Raw genomic sequence first — 23,835 nt, 5'->3', positions numbered from 1 at the left:
TGGCGGCCGCGCTGCTGTCGTCAGGCCTTCTTCAGCAGTGCCAGATTGGCATCGACGATGGATTTGTCTTCCAGCCCGTCGCGCGCTTCGAGAAGCAGCTTTTTCGCCTTTTTGCGGTCGCCACGCAGATAGTGCGAATAGCCCATATTGTTGACGACTTGTGGCCGGCGGCCAACCAGGCTCAGAACCTGCTCGTAGGCCCTGTCGGCAAAATCGAACCGACCAAGCTGATCGTAGGCAGCGGCAAGTCCCATCCAGGCCTCCGCGCTCGTTGCGCGCAGCTCCACCGCCTTGCGGAAATGCTGTTCGGCGAGGCCGAAATTGCCGTCCTCGAACTGCTTCTTGCCCGTCGCAAGGTCGGCAGCGGCAGGGTCGCGCGACTGCCCGAGCGCGGTCGTCTGCATGGTGTCTATCGACGACGACTGACAGCCTGCGAGTGCCAGCGACACGGCAATGGTGGCGAGCGCCAATATGCGCTTCATGATGATCCCCTCTCGCCCAAGCCGCATCTGTGGCGGCTACCCAACCTGTCTAGCAGACCCGATTTAAGGACAGGTGGGCGACTTCGCTCAAATTTGATCGAGTTTCAGGAAGTTTTATCGTTCAATATCAATAAATTGGACGAACAGGCTCATTCGGCGCCGGTCATCTTCACGATAACCGGGATGATGGCGACCATCATCACGACCGGCAGGATGCACACCGTCACCGGCACCGACATTTTCGCCGGCAGCGCGTGAGCCTTTTCTTCCGCCATCGACATGCGTTTGTGACGCATCTCGTCGGAGAACACCCGCAGCGCACCTGAGAGACTGGTGCCGAGTTCGCGCGACTGCTGCAGCAGCGTCGCGAAAGAGCGCACTTCTTCCAGGCTCAGCCGGTCGGCGAGCGACTTGAGTGAATCGTCGAGGCTGCGCCCTGCCCTGAGCTCGATAGACACGAGCTGCAGGTTCTGCGCCAGCGCAGGGTAAGTGAGCTGAAGTTCGCGTGACACGCGTTCGATCGACGCTTCCATGCTCATGCCCGCATCGGAGCACACGATCATCAGGTCCATGAAGTCGGGAAAACCGTTGCGGTATTCCCGCATGCGCCCCGAAACCAGCCGCGACAACGCAAGGCCGGGCAGAAAATATCCGGCCGAACCGAGCAATCCGACAAACATCCAGCGGCTCATGGCAGATGAATCGCCACCGAATATGATGACTACGATGAAAGCCGCAGCCGCGCAGGCGCCAAGCGAAACGAAGCGGATGAGAAAGAACATGCCGACAGCGCCGGGATCGAGATAGCCGGCACGGATCAGCTTCATTCTGAGCCGTGCGACATTCTCGGGATCGGACTTGGCATAGAAATCCTGCGCCGTGCGCGCAGCGCGAGCCCGCACTGCATCCGGGTTGCGGCGCGCTGCGGCCGCCGGCGTGTTGGCCGGCCCGCTTTCCACCTTGAGACGCCGCTTCATGTCGGCGCGCGCCTCGCCGCCAGTCAGCGCCGGCCAGGCGAGTGCCGCTCCGCCCAGCACGAGCAAAAGCAGAGCCGCCGGCATCAGATATGACGTGCCGCCTGAGGCGAAAAGGGTGACGAAATCGGCCATGTCAGAACCTGAAATTCGCCATCTTGAACATCATCGCGTTGCCCAGAAGCAGCCAGCCGACTGACCCGCCGAGCATGTACCAGGTCATCGATTTGTCCCAAACGCCGCCATAGAACTGCGGCATCAGCACCATCAGTCCGACCATCAGAAGCACCGGCACGGCGCTCAGAATATAGGCCGAGATGCGGCCTTCGGTTGAAATCGCGCGCACCTTGCGCCGCAGCTTGCCGCGCTCGCGGATGACGCGCGAAAGACCATCGAGAATTTCGCGCAGATTGCCGCCAGTCGTGCTCTGGATGGAGACGGCGGTAACGAAAAGCGGCAGGTCTTCGTGCCCGACGCGCTCGAACATCGTTCCAAGCGCCGAAACGAGGTCGGAGCCGTAAGTCACTTCGTCGGCGACGAGGCCGAACTCGGTGCCGATCGGGTCCGGCATCTCGCGCGCCACCATCGAAATGGCAACCGGAACCGGGTGACCCGCCTTCAGGCTGCGGGTAATGAGTTCCAGCGCTTCCGGCAACTGGATGCCGAACTTCTTGTGTCGCCGCTTGCGCATTGACCGCATCGCCATCACTGGCAGCAACGGGCAAAGCGCGACCACCAGCCCCGCCGCGATGAGCGGCGAAAGGCCAATCAGAATGCCCGCAAAACCGCCGGCAAACGCCAATCCAGTGGTGATCATCAAAAAGCGAGGCAGCGGCATCGTCAGGCCGGACTGAGTACGCAGAGCACGCAGTCCCTGCACCGAGAAAGCGCTATGGCCTTTTTCCACGCCGCGCTCTTTGCGAAGCTGGATAAGCACCTGCTCCTGCGAAAGCTTCTTTTCCTTGAGCTTCATGCGGCGGTTGATCGCCTGCCGCTTTTCGCGCGTCCCCGAATAGAGCAGATAGATCGCTTCAGCGATCATGATGCCCGTCAGCGCGGCTGCGCCATAGACAATCCAGATCATGCCGAAGGCGTCAAACATTCGGTCTATTCCAGCGGCCGGTCGGGTTCGAAATAGCGGCCTGGAAACTCGATTCCCATCGCCTTCATGTCGTCCAGGAAGCGCGGGCGCATGCCGGTCGCCTCGAAATGGCCGAGCACCGTGCCGTCGGAGTCCGTCCCGGTGCGTGCGAAGCGGAATATCTCCTGCATCTGGATCACATCGCCTTCCATGCCAGTCACTTCCGCAACGCTGGTCACCTTGCGGCGGCCATCGGAAAGGCGTGTCAGCTGCACGATGAGGTCCAGCGCGCTTGAAATCTGACTGCGGATCGAGGCCACGGTCATCGGCATTCCGGTCATGCCGAGCATCTGCTCCAGACGGCCGATGGCATCGCGCGGCGTGTTGGCATGGATCGTCGCCATCGAGCCCTCATGGCCGGTGTTCATCGCCTGCAGCATGTCGAACGCTTCTTCGCCGCGGCACTCACCCAGGATCACGCGGTCGGGACGCATGCGCAGCGCATTCTTGACGAGGTCGCGCTGGCGTATCTCGCCATGGCCTTCAATGTTGGCGGGCCTGGTTTCCATGCGCGCCACATGCGGTTGCTGAAGTTGCAGTTCTGCCGCGTCCTCGATGGTGATCAGCCGCTCGTCTTTGGGGATGAAGGCCGAGAGCGCGTTGAGCATGGTCGTCTTGCCGGTGCCCGTGCCGCCCGAAATGATCGTCGTCTTGCGGGCATGCACGGCCGCAGCCAGCACCTCCGCCATCTCCTTGGTCAAGGCACCGAATTCGACCAGCTTGTGCAATGCAAGCTTGTTGGTGGAGAATTTGCGGATTGAAACCAGCGGGCCGTCCACACCCACCGGGCGGATGGCGGCGTTGAAGCGCGAGCCATCCAGCATGCGCGCATCGACCATCGGCTGGGACTCGTCCACGCGCCGCCCGACCGCCGCGACGATCTTTGCGATGATCCGCAGCAGATGTGCCTCGTCCTTGAACGGCACATGCACCTGCTGCAGCTTGCCCTTGCGTTCCACGAAACAGTTTTCGTGGCCGTTGATCAGGATGTCGTTGATGGAGGGATCCTTGAGCAGCGGTTCGAGCGGGCCAAGGCCGACCATCTCGTCCACGATGTCGTCCACCAGCGCGTCGAGCTCGGCAACGTTGATCGCAAGGCGCTCTGCCCGGGTCTTTTCAGACACGAACTCATGGACCTGACGTCGCATCTCGTCCCGCGGCAGCTTTTCAAGTGCGATCAGGTTGATCTCTTCGATCAGCATGCGGTGAAGCCGCACGCGGGCATCGACGACACGATCGTTGGCTTTGTCCTTCTGGACCGGCGCCTGCGCTTGCGTGTGACGCGTCAACGGGATGGTCACGGCGCCCGCATCGTTGGACGGCCGCTCCGCCATCGCAACGGCTGAGGGCGGCGGCGTAGGACGTTCGCGCAGTGTCGAGAACCGGTTGCTCATGCCGATTTCCTCAGCGGAACGAGACCGAACAGGGAGCGCTTGCCGGTCTGCGCCGTCTCTTCGTCCGGCAGGATGATGCGCTTCAGGTCGCGGATCACATTCGCGTCGGAATCGACCTCGTGCAGCGGCACGCCGCGATCCACTGCCTCGCGCACCAGCTTGTAGTTGTTGGCGATGCCGCCGGCGAAATGCTCGCCGAGAATGTCCTCGACATCGGCCTGCTTGATACCGCTGTCGAAGCGCCGCTGCTCGAAGCGGTTGACGATGACGGCCGGTTTCACCTGCTTCTGCGTCATATCCGCGATGGCGTTCACCAGACGTTGCGTCTGCCGCAGGCAAGGCACGGTCATTTCCGAAACGATGTAAAGCTTGTTGCTGCCCAGAAGCAGCGTTTCCGTCCACGGAAACCAGGTGCGCGGCATGTCGATAACGACGTTGTCGAAATAGGCCGACACCAGGTCGAGCATGCGGATCACCAGATCGGTGTCGAAGGTCCGCATCTCGGTGGGCTTCACGGGTGCAGCCAAAACGCACAGCCCGCTTTCATGCTTGGACAACATCACATCCAGCAATTGCCGGTCCAGCCGCTCCGGCCGGTTTTCGATTTCGTTGATATCGAACCGCGGTTCAAGATCGAGATATTCCGCGCAGGCGCCCTGCTGGAGATTGAGATCGACCACGCAGGTGGAGGCGCCGCGCGTGATCGAGCGGTGCAACTGAAACGCGGTCTCCACCGCGAGCGTGGTGTTGCCCACCCCGCCTGCAGCCGGCATGAACGTATAGATCTGCGCTTCCTGGCCGGTCTCGCGCCCCGGTCCCTGCAACACCCGGATGCATGAGCGCACCAGATCGGCGGTGCCAATCGGCTTCACCAGAAAGTCCGCAACTTGAAGCTGGACGAGGATGCGCACTGCCGCGGCGTCGAATTCGCGTGTCACGACGATGACCGGGGCACGCCCTTCCATGCGGCGCATCACCCGCTGCAGCGCCTCGATCTCGTCGAGCTTGGCCGCATCCATGTCGATGATAACGGCTGCGCTGTCGGTGCCTTGCAGTTCGCCGCGCAGCTCGGTTACCGGTGAAGCGATCACCTCAAGGCTGATCCGGTCCGAAACCGCAAACGCGGTCTGGGTCTCGCGGGCAAATGCCGTATCGGGCGATACGAGCACGATGCGGCTGGGCTTCTTTTCGTCGTTCATCAGAAAATCTCAGGGTTTGGTATCGCCGGAGGTGTCGCCGCCACCCGTATCGGCGCTTGCGGCTTTGCGCCACGGCCGCTCGGCCGGCGTTTCGAGGTCTGTGTCCTGAACGCCGTATTGCCAGGGGTCGACCATCTGCAGGACGGTGTTGGCCCTCATCGCGTCGCCTGCATAGCTGGTGACACCCTCGTGGTGCATGGTTTCACTCGTCGAGCAGCCTGCAAGTGCCGGTGCGAGCGCGCATGCGAAGAGACCTGCTGCCAAGAAACGCATGGCACCCCCCCTAGTTGAGTTCGAGATAGTGGCCGTAGCCGCGTGCCGGCTTGGCCGGAGCGCTGCTGCCGTTCAGTTGCGAGACGCGCAGTTCGTCGCGCTCACCCAGAAAGTAATCGAGCGGCTTCGGCGCCTTGGTGTCGTCCATCGGCGTGCGCACCTTTTTCGACGGGTCGATGGGCTGCACCAGATAGGGCGTGATTATGATCACTAGATCGGTTTCGCGGCGCTGATAGGCCTTGGACGAGAACAGATTGCCGAGCACAGGCAGCTTGCCGAGACCCGGCAGCCTTTGTGTGCCGGTGTCGTTCTGGCTCTGCAGCAGACCGGCAATCATGAAGCTCTGGCCGCTCTTCAGGTCGACCATCGTGCGCGCTCGCCGCACCACGAAACCAGGAATGGCCAGGTTACCGACCTGATAGGATGCCGAGGTGTCGACCGACGAGACTTCGGGCGCGATGTCGAGACTGATCAGCCCGTCGGCCAGCACGGTTGGCGTGAACTCGAGGCTGACACCATATTGCTTGTACTCGACCGTGATCGTGTTTTCCTTGCTGGCAACCGGAATGGGAAACTCGCCGCCGGCCAGAAAGCTCGCCGTCTCGCCCGAGCGTGCGATCAGATTCGGTTCGGCCAGCCGCCGCGCCACGCCACGGTCCTCCAGCGCCCTGAGTGCCATGTCGACCGTCAACCCGCCTGTTGTAAGTCGCGAAATAATCGCGCCGGCCGGTGCGTTCGAAGACGATTGCGGGTTTGTGTTGAACCCGACGCTCGACCCGCCGAACGAGTACTGCGCGCTGATTTGCGTTCCGAGCTCCTGACCGACCTGGCGATTGATCTCGACGAAGCGCACATTGAGCTGCACCTGCTGCGAGGAAGTGATGTTCACCGAATTGATGATCTCTTCCTCGCCGGAAAACCGCTTGGCGATGTCCTTGGCCTTTTCGGCTGCCTGGGAATCGTTGGCTTCGCCTGACAGCACAAGCCGCCCATTCGCAGAGCCGACCTTGATGTTATTGCCCGGCACCGCTTCCTTGATCGTGTTGGCCAGGCGGTCGGTGTCGAGCGTGACCTCGATGTCGAGTGTTCCGACGAGTTGCTTGTTCTCGTCGAACAGAGCGATGCCAGTGGTACCGAGCTCGTTACCAAGCACATAAAACGAACGGTCGGTGAGCGGATTAACGTTGGCGACTTCGGGGTCGCCTATGACGATTTCATAGAACGGCACGCTGGTGCGCACGGTGCGCGGTTTGCCCTTTGCAACCTTCACCGTGACATTCCGCCCGCTGGAGACGTCGATCACCTGCGCATGTGCCTGCGGCGGCACCGTTGCAGCCAGCCCGGCCATGACCAGTGTGAAGACAATCAAGCGCGCGAAGGTCAGCATGACATGGAAGCCGAGCGTGTCGGCGGTTTCGGTTTTTGCTGGGGTTCGCATCATTCGTCACCCTTGGGAGACACAACCTGATAACTTTCCGGCTCAAGGCCGCGGGTTACGATCACGGTGGTGTAGCGGCGTTCCGGCTCGATCTGGAAAAGCGACTGCGGCTCTCCTTCGCCCGCGGCTGTGCCGCCGAAGGAGGAGAGCGTTGTCACGCCGTTAGCGCCCGGACCACCCTCGCCCGCCGAGCGCAGCGAGAGCGAGAGCGCACCGATATTGCGGGCAAGAGCGATGCGGTTGGCGTCGGCCGGCGTCACCTCAAGTGTCACGGAATTTGCGACTTGCGGAGCGGTCTGGCGTTCGTCCATGCCCTGCCCGACGGTCAAAACCTTGGCGTTCTGAACCACGATCTCGGCGGCGATGGTCGAGCCGCTTGCACCCTGTGCCGCGCCCTGCACTTCCTGGATCGCCCCGGCGTCTCGCGTCAGCACGACGTCGACACGGTCGCCCGGTGCCACAAAGCCACCGACACCTGCAATCTCGTCTATGCGGATGGTAACCGCGCGCATACCTGGCGAAAGCAGGTTGGAGAGCGTTGCGCGGCCGTTAGGGCCGGACAGCTTGGCGAGCAGCAAGGGTTCCTTGGCTTCGATCGGTGAGAGCACCAATCGGCCGGGAACGGCTGTCGCCGCACTGATCTTGGCGAACGCGCCCTCGGGAAGTTGGTCCTGCGGCCAGGGGATTTCCTCAAGCCGGTCAGCTGAGATCGGCTCGCCAAAGCGCAGCCGCTCTTTGGCCACAACGATCGTGTTGAACTCGACCGCCGGCTCGGGCAGCGGCACAATGGAGGATACCTTGACGGTCTCCACCCGTGTTTCTGCCGCACTTCGCAGCCACATATCCGCAGCGAAGATTGACAGCGCGCCAAACACGCCGGCAATGCCGACCATGGTTACAAGTTTTCGCTTCAAAAGCTGCCCCCAGCCTCCCGCGCCCAACGCCGACAACAAAAATGCCGGCTCGCGTCGGGGTAACCTTGGCGCCGATTCCTAACGAAATCCGAAATCCGGGCCCGGTCTCGAGGTTTGATCTTCAGGCGTAGTTATCCAGCCCGCTACGCATGATCTTGCATTTGCTGAAAACTTGACCGAATTGACGGCAACCGGCACCCCGCGATCACTCGCGTTGCAGCCCGGCGCATGGCACTATCGGCGCTGATTCGAGGCGCACATAACTAGGACCTTATGGACGACAGCAACGACCTCTTCGCATCGATCGAAAAGCCGGCCACGCCCGCAGGCCGCGCTGACGACCCGATTGTAAGTGCCGCGCGCGCCGCAAAGCCGCTGCCAAAGAAGGACGGCAGCGAAAACTACAGCGCCGCCGACATCGAAGTGCTTGAGGGGCTGGAGCCGGTGCGCCGGCGGCCGGGCATGTATATCGGCGGCACCGATGCCAAGGCGTTGCACCATTTATTTGCGGAAGTCATCGACAACTCCATGGACGAAGCCGTCGCCGGGCATGCGACATTCATCGACGTAGAACTCGACGCCGAAGGCTATCTGACCGTCACCGACAACGGCCGCGGCATTCCTGTCGACCCGCATCCGAAGTTCAAGGACAAATCCGCGCTCGAAGTCATCATGACTACGCTGCACGCAGGCGGAAAGTTCGATTCCAAGGTCTATGAGACCTCGGGCGGATTGCATGGCGTCGGTGTATCGGTGGTTAATGCGCTGTCGGTGCATCTCGAAGTGGAAGTGGCGCGCGGGCGGCGCCTTTGGCGGCAAAGTTTTGCGCGCGGTGTGGCGGACGGCCCGATCCAGGACCTCGGAGAGGTTCACAACCGCCGCGGCACAAGGACCCGCTTCCTGCCCGACGAACAGATTTTTGGCAAAGGTGCACGGTTCGAGCCGGCGCGCCTGCTCCGAATGGCGCGTTCCAAGGCGTACCTGTTCGGCGGCGTTGAAATCCGCTGGAATTGCGCACCTGAGCTGATCGGGGAAAAGGACGACACCCCGGAAAAGGCCGTTTTCCATTTTCCAGGCGGCTTGAAGGACTATCTTGCCGAGCAGCTCAACGGCGACTTCCAGGTCACCCGCGAAGCCTTTGCCGGCAAGAGCGAGAAGCAAGGCGGCCATGGCTCGCTCGAATGGGCGGTGACATGGTTCGGCGGCGACGGTTTCATCAACTCCTACTGCAACACCATCCCGACGCCCGAAGGCGGCACGCACGAGGCGGGTTTCCGCAACGCGCTGGCCCGCGGATTGCGCGCCCACGCCGATCTTGTCGGCAACAAACGGGCATCCATCGTTACAACCGAAGATGTGATGATTTCGGCTGCCGGCATGCTTTCGGTTTTCATTCGCGAACCCGAATTCGTTGGCCAGACGAAAGACAGGCTGGCAACCACGGAAGCCCAGCGCATCGTGGAAAACACGGTCCGCGATCCCTTCGACCACTGGCTTGCCGACAATCCGCAGGAAGCGACCAAGCTTCTCGACTGGGTGATCGCGCGTGCCGAGGAGCGCCTGAAGCGCCGGCAGGAAAAGGAAGTCAGCCGCAAGAGCGCGGTGCGCAAGCTGCGCCTGCCCGGCAAGCTGGCCGACTGCAGCCAGAACGCAGCGGCGGGTGCCGAAATATTCATCGTTGAGGGCGACTCCGCCGGCGGCTCGGCCAAGCAGGCGCGCAACCGTGCCAGCCAGGCGGTGCTGCCGCTGCGCGGCAAGATCCTGAATGTCGCCAGCGCCGGCTCCGACAAGCTCGCCGCCAATCAGCAGATTGCAGACATCATCCAGGCGCTCGGCTGCGGCACGCGTTCAAGATACCGCGAAGACGACCTGCGCTATGACCGCGTGATCATCATGACCGACGCCGATGTGGACGGCGCCCACATCGCCTCGCTGCTGATCACCTTCTTCTACCAGGAGATGCCGGAGCTCATCACCAACGACCACCTCTATCTGGCAGTCCCGCCGCTTTACCGCATCAGCCAGGGTGGCAAGGTGATGTACGCCCGCGACGACGCCCATAAGGACCAGCTGCTGCGGGACGAATTCACCGGTCGCGGCAAGGTCGAGATCGGCCGCTTCAAGGGCTTGGGCGAAATGATGTCGGCGCAGCTCAAGGAAACCACAATGGACCCCTCGAAGCGCACGCTGCTGAAGGTAAAGGTTGTGGAAGAGGCGGAAGCGACGAAGTCGACAATCGACGCTCTGATGGGCACCAAACCCGAGCTGCGCTTCCGCTTTATCCAGGAAAATGCGGAGTTCGCCGACCAACTGGATATCTAGAAGGCGGAACCAATCAGGAAATTGCTGACACTCGTTCTGTCCGCCGCATTTGCCTACGCGTTCTTTGTCGCCTTCATGTTTTTTGCTCAGCGCTCGATGCTGTTTCCGGGGGCCACGATGGATGCGGGCCCGGTGCCGGAACGGCCTCCATGGGGAGCGCATGTCAGCCTCGCGACCGGCGACGGCGAAACGCTCGACGCGCTATACGCCGCTGCCGACAAGGGCCGCCCTACAGCAATCTACTTTCACGGCAATGCCGACTCTATTCTGAACCTCGGTTTTCTGGCGAACGCCTTCGCTCAGCGTGACATAGGCTTGCTCGCCATTTCCTATCGCGGTTATGGCGGCTCCAGCGGCTCGCCCAGCGAGCCAGGTCTGGTCGCCGATGGTCTGGCCGCATGGGATTGGCTCGCTCAAGGTCACAATGGCCCGGTTATTCTCATAGGCCAGTCGCTTGGGTCGGCGGTCGCGGTCGCGGTGGCAGCTGATCGGGAGTCAGCTGGCGTCGTTCTTATTTCCGCGCCGGATTCCGTTCTCGCCCTGGCGCAGACCCACTACCCCTATCTGCCCATCAGCCCGCTGATCCGCGACCCGTTTCGCTCAGACAGACGGATAGTCGATGTGGACGAGCCCAAGCTCTTTCTGCACGGCGACAGAGACACCGTCGTACCGCTTCGCCATGGCAGGGCTTTGTACGAGCTGGCACCGGAACCGAAGCAAATCAAAGTGCTGCCCGGTACGGGGCACAACGATCTGTGGAACCTGAAAACGCTCGAAACCGTTGCAGATTTTATCGAAGCGGCGGCGGCAAATGCCGGCTGAACGCTAGGCAGCCGCGATGGCCAGCGCGTGGCCGCGTGCGTTGGCACGCAGTTCGTCGAGATGGATCGACCTCAGCAATGAAGCCAGTTCGCGGCATTCGCGCGCCGGACCGGACTGGCCGGGCGCGGCGTTGATCGCCTTCAGCATCAGCCACGAAACCTCCTGGGCGCCTGCGACGCGTTTGCCGTTGGCAACGTCCCGCCACACCGTCAACGCAGTCAGGATCGCCTTGTCGGCATAAGCCGGCAGACCTGCGGCCCGGAACAGAGCGGAAAGGGCAGCGCCCCTGCCCCCGGAGAGCAGCGCACGCACGCGCTGCGTCGTCTGGCCGGAAATCGCAACCAGCGCAGCGCCGAAGAAGTCGATCTTGCCAACCGCCACCGTGCGCAGCACGAAGCTGGTCGTAAGCTCGCCGCGAATTCGCAGATGTTCGACCAACGCGCCATATTCACCTGTGTCCGTGCCGTCGATAAGTGTAACCGACGCTTTCACGCAGGCGTCGCGGGTCAACTTGGCAGCCCGGTCAGCACCTATCAGTGCAATTACAAACGGGGAATCTTTCAGAACCTCGCCCACCTTGACCAACAGGTGGTGGCGGCTCTCCGGCGGCAGCCTGCGGTCGGCAAGCAGAACCTCGCGAACCTCGGCGCGGTCGCCAAAGCGCTCGGCGAGACGGCGGAACGACAATGCGGCGATCGTCGCGCCGGCGTTCCGAACCAGTTCGATCGCCGCCTCAGCCGTGCCAACTTCGGCGATTGCGGCCGCTACCTGCATCGAGATAACCGGACGCGATGCAATGTGGCGCTGCTCGTTGGCCCCGCCCGCTGCAACATGGTCGATGAGGTCTGCGTCGGTCAGCACCGGCGACAGCGCCAGCACGGTTGCCGCGATCTCCGGCTGGTCATGCGCCAGCGCATTGATGATTTGCTGCGGCGCGCGATAGCTCAGCGCCAGAACCTCGGCCATCGCCAAACGAACTTTCGGCGACGGATCGTCGAGAAGCATCGTCAGCGCGGCTTCGGCCGCACACCGGTCCTCGAAGGAAACATCGTCCCGCAAGTAAGCCTGGGCAAGCGCATGCGCTGCATCCGCACGGTCCGAAACCCGTGCCGTGTCTATCCAGTTCAGGAATTGTGCGACTATCATTTACAAGAAACCGTGCCCAGCGGACTGTTAGCAGGCACGTTAGGCACGAATGGTTTACGAAGGGTTCACCATATTTTTTAACGCCTTGCCCGCCGGCAAGGCCGCGTCTATCAGGCTCGAGCGGCAACAGGAGGAGCGTGATGCCAGGGCTATTTCTGGAGGGATTTGAGGTCGGTCAGGTGATCAGCCACCCGATAACCCGCACAGTGACCGAATCCGACAACGTGCTGTTTTCCGTCATGACCATGAACACTCAGCAGCTCCATATCGACTTCGACTATGCGTCGAAGACCGAATGGGGCAAGCCACTCGTGAATTCGATATTCACGCTTGGGCTTATGATCGGCATCTCGGTCAACGACACCACGCACGGGACAACCGTCGGCAATCTCGGCATGACGGAAACCGTGTTCCCACACCCTGTCTTTCACGGTGACACGTTGCACGTGGAAACCGAGGTGATCGCCGTGCGCGACTCCAAATCAAAGCCTGACCGCGGCATCGTCGAGTTCGAGCACCGCGCCTTTAATCAGAACGACGTACTGGTTGCCCGCTGCAGGCGCAGTGCAATGATCCTGAAAAAGCCGGCGTAAGCGATGCGCTCGCTGCTTTTTGTCCCGGGCGATTCCGAACGCAAGCTCGAAAAGGGCCTGGGTTCCGGCGCCGATGTACTGATCATCGACCTGGAGGATTCCGTCGCAGCCGCCGCAAAACAGGCCGCAAGGGATGTCGCCGCGGCTTTCCTTCGCTCGGACGCGGCCAAGGCCGCCGCGATGCTCTTTGTGCGTGTGAACGACTTCTCGACCGGCCTGACCGACGAGGATCTTGCGGCTGTGATGCCCTCAAAGCCTGCCGGCGTCATGCTGCCCAAATGCTCGGGCGGCGACGATGTGATGCTGCTCTCCACCAAGCTCAGGGTCCACGAGGCGCAAAACGGCATCGAGGACGGATCAACCCGCATACTGCCGATCATTACCGAAACCGCGGCCGGCGTCCTTGCGGGCGCCACCTACAGGAACACGACACCGCGCCTCGCCGGCCTGACCTGGGGGGCGGAGGACCTTTCAGCCGCCGTTGGCGCGCGTGCAACGCGGGGCGAGAACGGCCGCTACACGGAGCTCTTTCGGTATGCCCGCACAGTAACTCTGCTCGCGGCATCGTCAGCCGGCGTACCGGCGGTGGACACGGTCTACCCTGACTTCCGTAATGAAGCCGGATTCCGCGCCGACTGCGTGGAAGCCGAACGCGATGGCTTCACCGCCAAGATGGCAATTCACCCCGCACAGGTGCCTGTGATCAACGAGGTATTCACCCCGTCTGCCGAGGCGGTCGCCGAGGCGCAAAAGGTCGTCGCCGCGTTCCGGGAAGCGGGCGATCCAGGCGTTCTGGCCATCGGCGGCAAGATGTACGACCGACCTCACCTGCGACTGGCCGAACGGGTTCTGGCGCGGGCCGCTAGCGCGAAAGCCGGCTAATCCTCGCCCCAGCGCGGTCGGCGCATGACGAAAACGCTGTCTACCGAAGCATAGTCCATGTAACCAGTCGGCCGACATTGCCGGCCGCGGTGATGTCGAACATGCCATCCTTGAGCATAGCGTCGTTGATATAAACGCCGACGATTTCCCCTGTTACGACGATGGAGTCGCTTGGCCTGCCGTCCAGCCCGCGCGGGCTCATGATCTCGGTGACCTTGCATTCCAGCGCCGCCGGCGCATCGGCGATACGCGGCGGTTTCACGATCACGGACGGCGCGGCTGCCAGACCGGCGTAACCGAACTCACTCACGCCGCGCGGAGCATCCACAGCGCTTTTGTTCATTTTTTCCGCCAGTTCCCGACCGACCAGATTGACGACGAACTCGCCAGTCGCCTCGGCATGCGTGGCGCTGTCTTTCGGGCCTTCGGATGAGAACCACACGAGAGGCGGGCGCGACGACAACATGTTGAAAAACGAGTAAGGCCCGATATTCGGCGTCCCGTGCTCGTCGATCGTGGATATCCAGCCGATCGGCCGCGGCGCGATAATCGCCTTGGTGGGATCGTGCGGAAGCCCATGGCCGTTTTTCGGTTCGTAGAACATGTCAGCCCTGCCAGGGTCCGGTGTATTCGCTGATCAGTGCAGCCGGCTCCGGCCGCGGCCGCTCTGCGATGTCGCCGCTGAACGTACCGATATGAACGAAACCGACAACCCGCTCGTCCGGCGCGAGGCCGAGTATGCGGCGGCCTTCATCGTCGTCGGAATACCAGTTGGTTATCCAGTTGGTACCGTACCCGAGAGCGTTGGCGGCATGCACCAGGTTCATGGCAGCGGCACCGCCTGAGAGCAGCATCTCCCATTGCGGTATCTTCGGATTGTCGCGCGGACAATGGATCACGCCGATGACCAGCGGCGCCCGCGCAAAACGCGCTTTTTCCTGCTCGATGCGCGCTTCAGCCAGCGGGCCTTCGCGTTCGGCCGCACGTTTGGCCAGCAACTCGCCGATCTCAAAGCGCCCATCCCCCCGGTAAACGATGAAGCGCCACGGCGTCAGGCGGCCATGGTCGGGCACGCGGCTCGCCGCCCGGACAATGGTCGCGATTTCATCGTCGCTAGGTGCAGGCGCGCGCAGCTCGGCAATAGGCGCGGACTTGCGCGAAAGCAGGAAATCAAGAACGTTCGCGTTCAAAATATGCTCCAAGGAAGGGGAATTGTCGTGGTGAAGGAGGCGCGGCTGGCGGGAGCTGCTGGCGAGGTTGTAAACCGCGCGCCGTTTCAGCCTTGAAATTGCCATCGCCCTGGGCTTCAAGGCAAGTCATGTTTGCGTGGATCGTTCCCCCACTCCGGTCTCTTCTTTTTGGCGCCGCACTTGCAGCCGTCGCCGCCATTGGCTCGGCCGGTGCGCAGCAGGCCTCATCCGGGGCGAGCGCCGACACATTCGGGAAGCCGGCCGATCTCAACTTGCCCGCCATCTCGGGTTACGCACCCGCGACCACGCAGGAGCCCCTGGCAATCCAGCCGGGTGAAATCAGGCTTTCCGCCCAGCTATTCGCGGACGGTCCCGAAATCACCCGTGGCGTGACGTGGCGCATCTTCGGCCCACAGGCAGACGAAAACGGAAAACTGCCGCTCATTGCCTCCGCGCAGGGCGGCACCAGCCTGTTCGAACTCGCCCCCGGCAGTTATTTCGTCCACGCGGCGTTCGGGCGCGCCGGTGCCACAAAACGCATCAGCGTCGGGCGCGAGCCGCAGGCTGAAAGCCTGGTACTCGACGCAGGGGGCGTGAAACTGGACGCCATTCTGTCGGGCGGTGTGCGTATCCCGCCTTCCAAGCTTCGCTTCTCGATTTATGAGACCGAGACAAACACGCATGGCGACCGCGCGCTGATCATTCCAAACGTCGCACCCAATACGGTGGTCAGGCTCAACGCTGGCACCTACCACGTCGTTTCGACCTACGGGGCCGTGAATGCGGTCATTCGCGCCGACATTCGTGTCGAGGCCGGAAAGCTGACCGAAGCGACCGTTGAACACCGCGCAGCGCAGATTACGCTCAAACTGGTGCGCGACGAAGGCGGAGAAGCGATCGCCGACACGTCATGGGCGGTGCTCACCGACACCGGCGATGCTGTGCGCGAAGTCGTTGGTGCGTTCGCTCCGATGGTGCTCGCCGAGGGCAGCTATACGGCGATCGCGAAGAACCGCGACCGCATCTACCAGAAAGACTTCACCATCGTGCCCGGCCGCAACCAGGACGTTGAAGTGCTTGCCAACGAGGCCTCGCTCGTCGAATCGCACGACTGAATTCACGCAGGATTTTCAGTGAAATTGTCGGAAAGCATCCGGGCGCGCGTGGCGCCCGGGCGCATGTCATTTGGTGCCGGCGTGCTTACGGACCACGTCAGGCGGCAGCGCTTCTTCAAGAAGGGCCGCCAGTGCTTCGTCGACTGTCATCGACTGCTGATCGCGCGAACCCAGCCGCCGGATGTTGACGCTGCCTTCTTCGGCCTCGCGTTTGCCGCATACAAGGATGACCGGAACCTTGGTTAGCGAGTGCTCGCGGACCTTGTAGTTGATCTTCTCATTGCGAAGATCGGCCTCGACGGTCAGTCCCGCCGCCCGCAGCTTCTCCACCACCTGCACGGCATAGTCATCCGCGTCGGACGTGATCGTCGCGACCACCACCTGCAGCGGCGCGAACCAGAGCGGCATATGGCCGGCATGGCTCTCGATCAGAATGCCGAGGAAGCGTTCCAGCGACCCGACGATGGCACGGTGCACCATCACCGGCTGCTTCTTCTCCGAATCCTTGTCGATATAGAAAGCGCCGAACCGCTCCGGCAGGTTGAAGTCCACCTGCGTGGTGCCGCACTGCCATTCGCGCCCGATCGCGTCGCGCAGCGTGTACTCGAACTTCGGACCGTAGAATGTGCCCTCGCCTTCGTTGATGCCGGCCTTGATGCGGCCGTTGGATTCGGCTTCCATTTTTGTCAGGGCACGGCGCAGAATGTCCTCGGCATGATCCCACGCCGCGTCAGTGCCGACGCGCTTCTCCGGGCGGGTCGCGAGCTTGACCACAACCTCGGTGAAGCCGAAATCCTCATAGACCGACATCATAAGGTCGTTGATCTTCAGAATTTCCGCCTCGAGCTGCTGCTCCGTGCAGAAAATGTGCGCATCGTCCTGCGTGAAGCCGCGTACGCGCATCAGCCCGTGCAACGCACCGGACGGTTCGTAGCGGTGAACCGCGCCGAATTCGGCCAGCCGCACCGGCAGATCGCGGTAGGACTTCAGCCCGTGTTTGAATATCTGCACATGGCCGGGGCAGTTCATCGGCTTCAGCGCGAAGACACGTTTGTCTTCGGCTTCATCATCGGCGCACTGAACGGCGAACATGTTCTCGCGGTACCAGCCCCAGTGGCCGGATGTCTCCCACAATGAGTGGTCGAGCACCTGCGGCGCGTTCACCTCGTCGTAGGTGCCTTCGAGGCGGCGCCGCATATAGGCCAGCAGGTTCTGGAACATCTTCCAGCCCTTGGCGTGCCAGAACACGACGCCCGGCCCTTCCTCCTGGAAATGGAACAGATCCATTTCCCGCCCGAGGCGTCGGTGGTCGCGCTTTTCGGCCTCCGCAAGCATGTGCAGATAATTGTCGAGCTCGCTTTGGTCGCGCCAAGCGGTGCCGTAGATGCGCGTCAGCATCGGATTGTTGGCATCGCCGCGCCAATAGGCGCCGGCCACCTTCATCAGCTTGAACGCGTTGCCGATCTGCCCGGTCGAGGCCATATGCGGCCCGCGGCAAAGATCGAACCAGTCGCCCTGTGCATAGATTTTCAGGTCCTGATCTTCGGGAATGGCGTCGATCAGCTCGACCTTGTAGCTCTCGCCCTTGTCGCTGAAGACCTTGCGCGCACGGTCACGGTCCCAGACCTCCTTGGTAAAGGGCCGGTTGCGCTGAATGATCTCGCGCATCTTCTTTTCGATCGCCGGGAAATCGTCGGGCGTGAAGGGCTCGTTACGCGCGAAATCGTAATAAAAGCCGTTTTCGATCACCGGGCCGATGGTCACCTGGGTGCCGGGCCAAAGTTCCTGCACCGCCTCTGCAAGCACATGCGCGGCGTCGTGCCGGATGAGTTCCAGAGCGCGAGGGTCGTCGCGCGTCAGTATCTCGACCGTGCCGTTACGGCCTATCGGGTCGGCGAGGTCGCGCACTTCGCCATCGAGGGCATAGGCAACGGCCTTTTTAGCGAGTGACTTGGAAATCGATTCGGCAAGCTCGGCGCCGCTGATCGCGGCATCGTACTCGCGTTTGGAACCGTCGGGAAAAGCAAGTGAAATGGCTGACGCCATGGTCGCATCCTTTCTATCCAGTCCCGCCTACGAACGCGGGTGGTTGTTGTATTCGCGGAGCTTGGACGCTCCGGCAGGCGCTACATATGCATCGCGCCGGCGCACGTAAAGAGCGTGCAGTGCCGGCGCGACGTAAAACTGCCGATCTGCCGGCCTTTGCGCCGGCACGGTTGTCTAGCTGTTGTCTTCGATCGGAGCGCCCGGACCGTTCTTCTTGATCGAAGCGATGGCGTTCTCCGCACTCGACTTCGTGGTGTAACCCTCGGTCGAGAACATGATCTCGGAATTGTATTTGAAGCGGACGCGGAACTCGCCCTTCTTGTCTTTGTAGATTTCGAATTTGTGAGCCATGCCGGCCTCCCTCTCCTTCTGGGTGTGCGCGATTCCTAACCTGCCAGCACCCGCGCGCTTGAACAAGCACAACTTATCCTGACGCTTTGTCAGATCACAGATCAGGGTATTTCAGTCGTCACTCGCCCAGAATTCGCCGGCGCCCTCGGGCATTCCAGCCAACACCCGGTCGAGATCGCGTTCGTCCACATGGCGGCGCAGTGCGCGGGCAACGTCCCGTATTGCGCTGTCGGGCGCGACATTGTGATCTCGCCGGACTTGCGTGACCTCAAATTGCAACGCCTTGCGGTCAGGGAACGGCCCGTTCGTTTGTTCGGGATTCCATGATTCGACAAATATCGCTCTTGCTACCGGAGGAAGAATGTCCGCAAATCGCAGGGCGTCGGCTACCGAGAGATGGCCGCGGAATACGTGCAGCACCGCACGCAGCGTATGGTATGCCTGAGGATGCGTCTGCAGCATCGCCGTGTCCCGAACGTCCAGGAGAAACCGGTCGAACTCCTTCGAGGCCATGACGATACTCATCGGCACGGTCATCGGTCGGCATCCGGCTTCTTCCCGATCCGCCAGAAGCGCCAAGGCGTGTACCACCGCAGATCGGGATCGAGCGTTTCCGGCACGGGGTCGATGCCGTGCGTGCCTCCCGGCCCGCAACGCATCAAGCGAGACAATCCCATCCAGCTGCCCGTCCACAGGCCATGCCGTGCGATCGCCTCATGGGCGTATTCGGAACAGGTTGGGAAATGCCGGCATGAGTTGCCGACGAAGCTGGACAGGGTGAGCTGGTAGAAGCGCACCAGCACGGTGCCGAGAAGCCGCCCCGGCGTTTTCGGCCATGGCCCTGACCAGTTGCGGCTGCGTATCACACGTAAGGGATGGTTGTGCTCGGCCATTTGCCTCAGGCGGCCTCGCCGTCTCGCTGCTTTTCTATCTGGTCGATCGCGTCCACCACGGCGTCGAAGGTGAGCATGGTCGATGCATGCCGGGCCTTGTAGTCGCGCACCGGCTCAAGGTATTTCAGGTCTCCGAACCGGCCTTCGGGCGGCGGGCCGTTTTCCTTCAGCATTTTACGCATCGTCTCGCGCACTTCACGCAGTTCGTCCGCGCTCGAACCCACGACGTTGCGTGCCATGATAGAAGATGACGCCTGGCCCAACGCGCAGGCTTTCACCTCATGCGCGAAGTCGGTGACGGTGGAACCGTCCATGACGAGGTCGATCGTAACGGTCGAACCACAGAGCTTGGAATGCGCAGTCGCGCTGGCTTGCGGCTTTTCCAGCCGTCCGATCCGGCCGATATTTCCGGCGTACTCTATGATCTTCGCGTTGTAGACGTCATCTATCATGTGCACGCTCGTGAATGTCGCGTAACGGACTGCTTCCGCCGACTGCATCTTTCAATCAGACCGCCTCATCCTATATAGTGACGTGTGCACAAAGCGGGCAAGGTCACATCAGGCCGCACGCTGCATGCAAGCAGGAATTCACGCCGCCCGGGGACATTGCCCCGAGAAAGGCTGTGGTCCGTTCAACTCGTTCCTTCTTCGAAAGGAACTACGGGAGACGCCTTTCATGGACGCCTACGCGAAAAAACCCGCCGATTCCACATTCACCACCGCCAAGACCGACCTCGACCGGCCGTCGCAGTCTCAGGTAGAGAACGCCGTGCGCACCCTGCTGCGCTGGATCGGCGAAGACGAAGAGCGCGAGGGGCTGAAGGATACGCCGGCGCGCGTTGCGAAAGCCTATCGGGAGATGTTCGCAGGTTATGCCAAGGATCCTGCGGAAGAGCTTGGCCGCACCTTCGAGGAGGTTGCCGGTTACGACGACATGGTGCTGGTGAAGGACATCGCCTTCCACTCGCATTGCGAACACCACATGGTGCCCATCATCGGCAAGGCGCATGTTGCCTACCTGCCGGACGGCAAGGTTGTCGGCCTGTCGAAAATTGCCCGCGTCGTCGATATTTTTGCCCAGCGCCTTCAGACGCAGGAAGCGCTGACAGCGCAGATTGCCGGCGTGATTCAGGACGTGCTCAACCCGCGCGGCGTCGCCGTGATGATCGAGGCGGAGCACATGTGCATGGCCATGCGCGGCATCCGCAAGCAGGGCTCCACCACGCTGACCTCCACCTTCACCGGCGCATTTCGTGACCATCCCGAAGAACAGGTTCGCTTCATTTCCATGATCAGGGCCGGCTCCGCCGAATGAGGCGCCGCCGGCCGCCAACACCGAAGGCCGGGCATGCCTGATATCGAATTCGCACCTGCTCCAGCCGACAAACAATCGCTGGAAGCAGGTTCCGCTCTCACGCCGCGCTTCGACGCGAACGGCCTGGTGACGGCGGTAGCAACGGATGCCGACACCGGCGACGTTCTGATGGTCGCCCATATGAATGCCGAAGCTCTGGCGCTGAGCATCGAAACCGGCATAGCCCACTACTGGTCACGCTCCAGGAAGGAGCTCTGGAAAAAAGGCGAAACCTCCGGCAACTTCCAGGAGATTGCCGAGTTGCGCGTCGATTGCGACCAGGACGCCGTGTGGATCAAGGTGCGCCCCCAGGGCGACCGCGCTGCTTGCCACACCGGGCGCCGCACATGTTTTTACCGCATTGTCCGCCACACTGGGGGCAATGTGGAACTTGAAGCCACTTCAGACACTTAGTCTCATTCAGGCACCATTCAGCAGCCGCCTCGTATCGGGATTCATGATTTTGATACGAGAGCTGTCATATGGTGTGCCGGGGATGAGGGTACGCAGATGTTGGAGTGGTCGTCATTGTACGGCAGGCATGACATGCGGATAACCGACGATATTCCGCCGGCCGCAGGGTCGGATCTGACCGAAATGCCGCAGCGCCGCCAGGGCGTAGCGCTGGCGTTGGGCGGTGGTGCAGCGAGAGGCTGGGCTCACATAGGCGTTCTGCGGGCACTCGAAGAAGCTGGCGTTGAGATCAGCATGATAGCCGGCACTTCGATCGGTGCTCTGGTCGGCGGCTGTTATCTTGCGGGCAAATTGGACGAACTCGAGGAATTTGCGCGCTCTCTCACAAAGCGGCGCATATTCGGGCTTCTCGACCTCAATCTGGGCGGCGGCGGCCTGTTTGGCGGCATGAAGCTCAACGCGCGCATGCAGCAGCATTTGTCGGGTGTCACCTTCGACGACCTGCCCAAGGCGTTTGTGTGCGTGGCATCGGAAATCCGGACCGGCCATGAGATATGGCTCTCCAGCGGCTCGCTGATTACGGCGATGCGCGCCTCTTACGCCCTGCCCGGCGTATTCGAACCGATCGCCTGTAACGGGCGGGTGCTGGTAGATGGAGCCCTGGTCAATCCGGTGCCGGTATCGGTGTGCCGAGCGCACGAACAACAGCTCGTTGTCGCCGTGAACCTGCACTATGACCTTTTCGGCCGTGCCGCGGTCATCAAACACACCGCCGACGCGCCTATGCCGAATGAAAACGACAACCGGGCCTCCAACACGCTCGTTGTCGATCGCGGAACATCGGAGCGCGAGGCACGGCTTGGCATCATGGGCGTAATGGTTGAGGCCTTCAACATCATCCAGGACCGCATCTCGCGGGCGCGTCTTGCGGGCGACCCGCCCGACATGTCGATCCTGCCCAAGCTCGGCCATATCGGACTAAGCGAATTCCATCGCGCAGACGAGGCAATCGGCATTGGTTACGAAGCAACCCGCGCTCAGCTTGGTGATATCGAGCGCATGCAGAAAGTGATGGTCTGAGGCCAGTCAGGCCGCTGCAGCGTCCACGATCCGCAGCTGCACCGTACGGTTTCCGTTCCAGTGATTGATGCCGAGCGTACCGGCCACATGGACGGTTTGCCCGCGCCTGCCAAGCAAGAACCGGCCGAGATCGGCATCTGCCGCGCGAAATGCGATTGCGGAAATTCTCTGCCCCGTTTCGGATCGAAACTCGGCACGGACGTGGTTGGTTCCAACCTGGCGGGCGTCCGTCAGAATATGCCGCGGCAACACCAGCATCGGCGGTGCATGCCCCGCGCCGAAAGGCCCCGCACGCTCCAGCGTCTCGACAAGGTCGATGGTTGCACCGCCGGCCGAAAGCGCGGCATCGACAAGGACGCTCTCCTGATCGCGCAGAGCGAAGACCCGGCCTGCCGCCATTTCATCGAAGAAGCCGCGCAGCGCAGCGAGCTTGCTCTTTTCGACGGTGATTCCCGCCGCCATCGCGTGACCCCCACCCTTGATCAGCAGGCCCTTTTCAACTGCCGCGTTGACCAAGCGCCCCAGATCGAACCCTGCGATGGATCGCCCTGACCCGGTGCCGATGCCATTTGCATTGAACGCGATCGCAAATGCGGGCCGACGTGCGTGGTCCTTCAACCTCGACGCGATGAGACCGACAATGCCCGGGTGCCAGTCCGGCGAACCGGATACGAGGATTTCGGGACCGCCCCCGGCCGCCATTTCGGCATCGGCTTCGGCCTTGGCCTGATCGACCATCTGTTGTTCCAGCGCCTGCCGCTCAGCGTTGAGCCGCTCCAGCGTCTCCGCAATTTCCTGCGCCTCGCCAGCATCGTCCGTGGCCAGAAGCCGGGCGCCCAGCGCTGCGTCGCCTATCCGCCCACCCGCATTGATGCGCGGTCCGAGTACAAAACCGAGATGAAACGTTGCCACGGGTTCGCCAATGCGCGCCGCGTGCACCAGCGCTGCGATCCCGGCATTGGCCATCGACCGCATTGCAATCAGCCCCTTGACCACAAAGGCACGGTTTACGCCGGTCAGAGGCACGACGTCGGCGACGGTGGCAAGCGCCAGAAGGTCAAGATATTTCAGGAGGTCGGGCGGTGCCGGCAGGTCGCTCGCTCCGCGCAGCCGGCGCACCGTCTCGACCAGCGCCAGGAACACCACACCAGCCGCGCAGAGATGCCCCTGCCCCGAAAGGTCATCCTCCCGGTTCGGATTGACGACGATCGTATCGGCCGGCAAAGCCCCACCGACCTGATGATGGTCGAGCACCAGCACATCGGCCCCGGCGTTCCGCCCGGCCGCAATTGCCTCAGCGCTGTTGGTACCGCAATCTACCGTGACGATCAGGCTCGCCGCGCCAGCGAGTTCCCGCATAGCATCGGGATTCGGGCCGTACCCCTCGAATATGCGGTCTGGAATGTAGATGCGCGCTGCGATGCCGTAATGGCGCAGAAACCGCGCCAGCATCGCCGACGAAACCGCGCCATCTACATCGTAGTCGCCGAATATCGCCACCCGCTCACGGCTGCAGATCGCCTTCGCCAGCCGATCCGCCGCAGCCCTCATGTCCGTCAGTGTCGACGGGTCGGGCAACAAATCGCGGATAGTCGGATCGAGAAAACGTTCAGCTTCGTCGGCCAGAATGCCGCGGCCCGCCAGAACGCGCGACACAATATCGGGCAAACCGTGTTGCTGTGCGATCGCGGTCGCCAGCTGTTCCTGACGCACATCCAGCCGGTGCCGCCACGCGCGGCCGGTGGCCGAACTCCCGACATCGAGGAATAGTCGTTTCTCGCCGCTCATCGTTGCATCATGCGCGTTGGCG

Annotated in this window: 24 protein-coding genes and 1 pseudogene; 8 read left to right on the top strand and 17 right to left on the bottom strand. The window is 62.1% G+C overall.

Translation table 11 applies throughout. The features are described from left to right. Positions 1-20: 20 nt before the first annotated feature. From EP165_RS13500 to cpaB, 8 genes are all read right to left on the bottom strand, one after another. Entirely contained in the window at positions 21-482 is a 462-nt protein-coding gene (locus EP165_RS13500) for a tetratricopeptide repeat protein (RefSeq protein ID WP_127523329.1), read from the bottom strand. Between the two features lie 149 nt (positions 483-631). Next, entirely contained in the window at positions 632-1,591 is a 960-nt protein-coding gene (locus tag EP165_RS13495; protein WP_245440140.1) for a type II secretion system F family protein, read from the bottom strand. Between the two features lies 1 nt (position 1,592). Continuing rightward, positions 1,593-2,558, bottom strand: coding sequence for a type II secretion system F family protein (locus EP165_RS13490; RefSeq protein WP_127523328.1), 966 nt, complete (start codon positions 2,556-2,558; stop codon positions 1,593-1,595). Positions 2,559-2,563: 5 nt separating this feature from the next. Next, the gene (locus EP165_RS13485; protein WP_127523327.1) at positions 2,564-3,991 is read right to left on the bottom strand and encodes a TadA family conjugal transfer-associated ATPase; all 1,428 of its coding nucleotides are present in this window, start codon (positions 3,989-3,991) and stop codon (positions 2,564-2,566) included. After that, positions 3,988-5,190: a CpaE/TadZ family protein gene (locus tag EP165_RS13480; protein WP_127523326.1), complete on the bottom strand. Its 1,203-nt coding sequence runs from the start codon at positions 5,188-5,190 to the stop codon at positions 3,988-3,990. Before EP165_RS13480 ends, EP165_RS13485 begins: the two co-directional genes overlap by 4 nt. A gap of 9 nt (positions 5,191-5,199) precedes the next feature. Then, the gene (locus EP165_RS13475; protein WP_127523325.1) at positions 5,200-5,463 is read right to left on the bottom strand and encodes a hypothetical protein; all 264 of its coding nucleotides are present in this window, start codon (positions 5,461-5,463) and stop codon (positions 5,200-5,202) included. 10 nt (positions 5,464-5,473) lie between these two features. Then, positions 5,474-6,901 carry a type II and III secretion system protein family protein gene (locus tag EP165_RS13470; protein WP_501981682.1) on the bottom strand — a complete coding sequence of 476 codons (1,428 nt, stop codon included), beginning with the start codon at positions 6,899-6,901 and terminating at the stop codon, positions 5,474-5,476. Continuing rightward, positions 6,901-7,815 carry a Flp pilus assembly protein CpaB gene (cpaB, locus tag EP165_RS13465; protein WP_245440139.1) on the bottom strand — a complete coding sequence of 305 codons (915 nt, stop codon included), beginning with the start codon at positions 7,813-7,815 and terminating at the stop codon, positions 6,901-6,903. The genes EP165_RS13470 and cpaB overlap by 1 nt, the downstream gene beginning before the upstream one ends. Before the next feature lie 273 nt (positions 7,816-8,088). On the opposite strand from cpaB, the gene parE reads away from it, so the two are divergent. Then, on the top strand, positions 8,089-10,137 hold the full coding sequence (gene parE / locus EP165_RS13460; protein ID WP_127523324.1) for a DNA topoisomerase IV subunit B: 2,049 nt from the start codon (positions 8,089-8,091) through the stop codon (positions 10,135-10,137). A 21-nt stretch (positions 10,138-10,158) separates the two neighbouring features. After that, on the top strand, positions 10,159-10,959 hold the full coding sequence (locus EP165_RS13455; RefSeq protein WP_245440138.1) for an alpha/beta hydrolase: 801 nt from the start codon (positions 10,159-10,161) through the stop codon (positions 10,957-10,959). Between the two features lie 3 nt (positions 10,960-10,962). On the opposite strand, the gene EP165_RS13450 is transcribed toward EP165_RS13455, so the two are convergent. Then, entirely contained in the window at positions 10,963-12,105 is a 1,143-nt protein-coding gene (locus tag EP165_RS13450) for a DUF2336 domain-containing protein (RefSeq protein ID WP_127523323.1), read from the bottom strand. Positions 12,106-12,245: 140 nt separating this feature from the next. Here EP165_RS13450 and EP165_RS13445 point away from each other — a divergent pair, with 140 nt between their 5' ends. Continuing rightward, positions 12,246-12,698: a MaoC family dehydratase gene (locus EP165_RS13445; protein ID WP_127523322.1), complete on the top strand. Its 453-nt coding sequence runs from the start codon at positions 12,246-12,248 to the stop codon at positions 12,696-12,698. A 3-nt stretch (positions 12,699-12,701) separates the two neighbouring features. Continuing rightward, positions 12,702-13,580, top strand: a complete 879-nt coding sequence (locus tag EP165_RS13440; protein ID WP_127523321.1) for an HpcH/HpaI aldolase/citrate lyase family protein — start codon at positions 12,702-12,704, stop codon at positions 13,578-13,580. Here EP165_RS13440 and EP165_RS13435 read toward each other — a convergent pair. Together EP165_RS13435 and EP165_RS13430 are read right to left on the bottom strand one after the other, a co-directional pair. Then, a pseudogene (locus EP165_RS13435) lies at positions 13,577-14,184 on the bottom strand (flavin reductase family protein). The gene EP165_RS13440 and the pseudogene EP165_RS13435 overlap by 4 nt on opposite strands. A 1-nt stretch (position 14,185) precedes the next feature. Then, the gene (locus EP165_RS13430) at positions 14,186-14,770 is read right to left on the bottom strand and encodes a nitroreductase family protein (protein WP_127523320.1); all 585 of its coding nucleotides are present in this window, start codon (positions 14,768-14,770) and stop codon (positions 14,186-14,188) included. A 128-nt stretch (positions 14,771-14,898) separates the two neighbouring features. On the opposite strand from EP165_RS13430, the gene EP165_RS13425 reads away from it, so the two are divergent. Further along, complete coding sequence (locus EP165_RS13425) at positions 14,899-15,885, top strand: RgsD C-terminal domain-containing protein (RefSeq protein WP_127523319.1); 987 nt, start codon at positions 14,899-14,901, stop codon at positions 15,883-15,885. Between the two features lie 66 nt (positions 15,886-15,951). Here the strand turns inward: EP165_RS13425 and thrS are convergent, their stop codons facing one another. The 5 genes from thrS to EP165_RS13400 form a co-directional block, all read right to left on the bottom strand. Next, on the bottom strand, positions 15,952-17,931 hold the full coding sequence (gene thrS, locus EP165_RS13420) for a threonine--tRNA ligase (RefSeq protein ID WP_127523318.1): 1,980 nt from the start codon (positions 17,929-17,931) through the stop codon (positions 15,952-15,954). A 174-nt stretch (positions 17,932-18,105) separates the two neighbouring features. Continuing rightward, positions 18,106-18,282, bottom strand: coding sequence for a YegP family protein (locus EP165_RS13415; RefSeq protein ID WP_127523317.1), 177 nt, complete (start codon positions 18,280-18,282; stop codon positions 18,106-18,108). A 111-nt stretch (positions 18,283-18,393) separates the two neighbouring features. Further along, positions 18,394-18,819, bottom strand: a complete 426-nt coding sequence (locus EP165_RS13410) for a DUF2267 domain-containing protein (protein WP_127523316.1) — start codon at positions 18,817-18,819, stop codon at positions 18,394-18,396. Continuing rightward, positions 18,816-19,175, bottom strand: coding sequence for a membrane protein insertion efficiency factor YidD (gene yidD, locus EP165_RS13405; RefSeq protein WP_127523315.1), 360 nt, complete (start codon positions 19,173-19,175; stop codon positions 18,816-18,818). Before yidD ends, EP165_RS13410 begins: the two co-directional genes overlap by 4 nt. 5 nt (positions 19,176-19,180) lie before the next feature. Next, a complete protein-coding gene (locus EP165_RS13400) occupies positions 19,181-19,627 on the bottom strand; it encodes an iron-sulfur cluster assembly scaffold protein (RefSeq protein ID WP_127523314.1) in 447 nt (148 codons plus the stop codon). Positions 19,628-19,853: 226 nt separating this feature from the next. Here EP165_RS13400 and folE point away from each other — a divergent pair, with 226 nt between their 5' ends. The 3 genes from folE to EP165_RS13385 all read left to right on the top strand — a co-directional run bounded on the left by folE (position 19,854) and on the right by EP165_RS13385 (position 22,025). Then, the gene (folE, locus tag EP165_RS13395) at positions 19,854-20,492 is read left to right on the top strand and encodes a GTP cyclohydrolase I FolE (RefSeq protein WP_127523313.1); all 639 of its coding nucleotides are present in this window, start codon (positions 19,854-19,856) and stop codon (positions 20,490-20,492) included. A 33-nt stretch (positions 20,493-20,525) separates the two neighbouring features. Beyond that, positions 20,526-20,945, top strand: coding sequence for a phosphoribosyl-AMP cyclohydrolase (gene hisI, locus EP165_RS13390; protein WP_501981679.1), 420 nt, complete (start codon positions 20,526-20,528; stop codon positions 20,943-20,945). A gap of 96 nt (positions 20,946-21,041) precedes the next feature. After that, on the top strand, positions 21,042-22,025 hold the full coding sequence (locus tag EP165_RS13385) for a patatin-like phospholipase family protein (RefSeq protein ID WP_127523312.1): 984 nt from the start codon (positions 21,042-21,044) through the stop codon (positions 22,023-22,025). A gap of 6 nt (positions 22,026-22,031) precedes the next feature. Here the strand turns inward: EP165_RS13385 and recJ are convergent, their stop codons facing one another. Further along, positions 22,032-23,813 carry a single-stranded-DNA-specific exonuclease RecJ gene (recJ, locus tag EP165_RS13380; RefSeq protein ID WP_127523311.1) on the bottom strand — a complete coding sequence of 594 codons (1,782 nt, stop codon included), beginning with the start codon at positions 23,811-23,813 and terminating at the stop codon, positions 22,032-22,034. Between the last annotated feature and the right edge of the window lie 22 nt (positions 23,814-23,835).

It is taken from the genome of Mesorhizobium sp. Z1-4, assembly GCF_004000235.1.
Lineage (GTDB): Bacteria > Pseudomonadota > Alphaproteobacteria > Rhizobiales > Rhizobiaceae > RCIO01.
The sequence above is the reverse complement of the archived record's forward strand: the minus strand, read 5'-3'. Positions and strand labels throughout refer to the sequence as shown.

What these genes read in the sequence shown, in the direction of transcription:
- EP165_RS13485 (WP_127523327.1), bottom strand. Translation starts at nt 3,991, where the DNA reads ATGAGCAACCGGTTCTCGACACTGCGCGAACGTCCTACGCCGCCGCCC.
- EP165_RS13450 (WP_127523323.1), bottom strand. Translation starts at nt 12,105, where the DNA reads ATGATAGTCGCACAATTCCTGAACTGGATAGACACGGCACGGGTTTCG.
- folE (WP_127523313.1), top strand. Translation starts at nt 19,854, where the DNA reads ATGGACGCCTACGCGAAAAAACCCGCCGATTCCACATTCACCACCGCC.
- EP165_RS13475 (WP_127523325.1), bottom strand. Translation starts at nt 5,463, where the DNA reads ATGCGTTTCTTGGCAGCAGGTCTCTTCGCATGCGCGCTCGCACCGGCA.
- EP165_RS13500 (WP_127523329.1), bottom strand. Translation starts at nt 482, where the DNA reads ATGAAGCGCATATTGGCGCTCGCCACCATTGCCGTGTCGCTGGCACTC.
- EP165_RS13445 (WP_127523322.1), top strand. Translation starts at nt 12,246, where the DNA reads ATGCCAGGGCTATTTCTGGAGGGATTTGAGGTCGGTCAGGTGATCAGC.
- EP165_RS13470 (WP_501981682.1), bottom strand. Translation starts at nt 6,901, where the DNA reads ATGCGAACCCCAGCAAAAACCGAAACCGCCGACACGCTCGGCTTCCAT.
- EP165_RS13425 (WP_127523319.1), top strand. Translation starts at nt 14,899, where the DNA reads ATGTTTGCGTGGATCGTTCCCCCACTCCGGTCTCTTCTTTTTGGCGCC.
- EP165_RS13410 (WP_127523316.1), bottom strand. Translation starts at nt 18,819, where the DNA reads ATGACCGTGCCGATGAGTATCGTCATGGCCTCGAAGGAGTTCGACCGG.
- parE (WP_127523324.1), top strand. Translation starts at nt 8,089, where the DNA reads ATGGACGACAGCAACGACCTCTTCGCATCGATCGAAAAGCCGGCCACG.
- recJ (WP_127523311.1), bottom strand. Translation starts at nt 23,813, where the DNA reads ATGAGCGGCGAGAAACGACTATTCCTCGATGTCGGGAGTTCGGCCACC.
- yidD (WP_127523315.1), bottom strand. Translation starts at nt 19,175, where the DNA reads ATGGCCGAGCACAACCATCCCTTACGTGTGATACGCAGCCGCAACTGG.
- thrS (WP_127523318.1), bottom strand. Translation starts at nt 17,931, where the DNA reads ATGGCGTCAGCCATTTCACTTGCTTTTCCCGACGGTTCCAAACGCGAG.
- EP165_RS13495 (WP_245440140.1), bottom strand. Translation starts at nt 1,591, where the DNA reads ATGGCCGATTTCGTCACCCTTTTCGCCTCAGGCGGCACGTCATATCTG.
- EP165_RS13385 (WP_127523312.1), top strand. Translation starts at nt 21,042, where the DNA reads ATGTTGGAGTGGTCGTCATTGTACGGCAGGCATGACATGCGGATAACC.
- EP165_RS13400 (WP_127523314.1), bottom strand. Translation starts at nt 19,627, where the DNA reads ATGATAGATGACGTCTACAACGCGAAGATCATAGAGTACGCCGGAAAT.
- EP165_RS13490 (WP_127523328.1), bottom strand. Translation starts at nt 2,558, where the DNA reads ATGTTTGACGCCTTCGGCATGATCTGGATTGTCTATGGCGCAGCCGCG.
- hisI (WP_501981679.1), top strand. Translation starts at nt 20,526, where the DNA reads ATGCCTGATATCGAATTCGCACCTGCTCCAGCCGACAAACAATCGCTG.
- EP165_RS13415 (WP_127523317.1), bottom strand. Translation starts at nt 18,282, where the DNA reads ATGGCTCACAAATTCGAAATCTACAAAGACAAGAAGGGCGAGTTCCGC.
- EP165_RS13440 (WP_127523321.1), top strand. Translation starts at nt 12,702, where the DNA reads ATGCGCTCGCTGCTTTTTGTCCCGGGCGATTCCGAACGCAAGCTCGAA.
- EP165_RS13480 (WP_127523326.1), bottom strand. Translation starts at nt 5,190, where the DNA reads ATGAACGACGAAAAGAAGCCCAGCCGCATCGTGCTCGTATCGCCCGAT.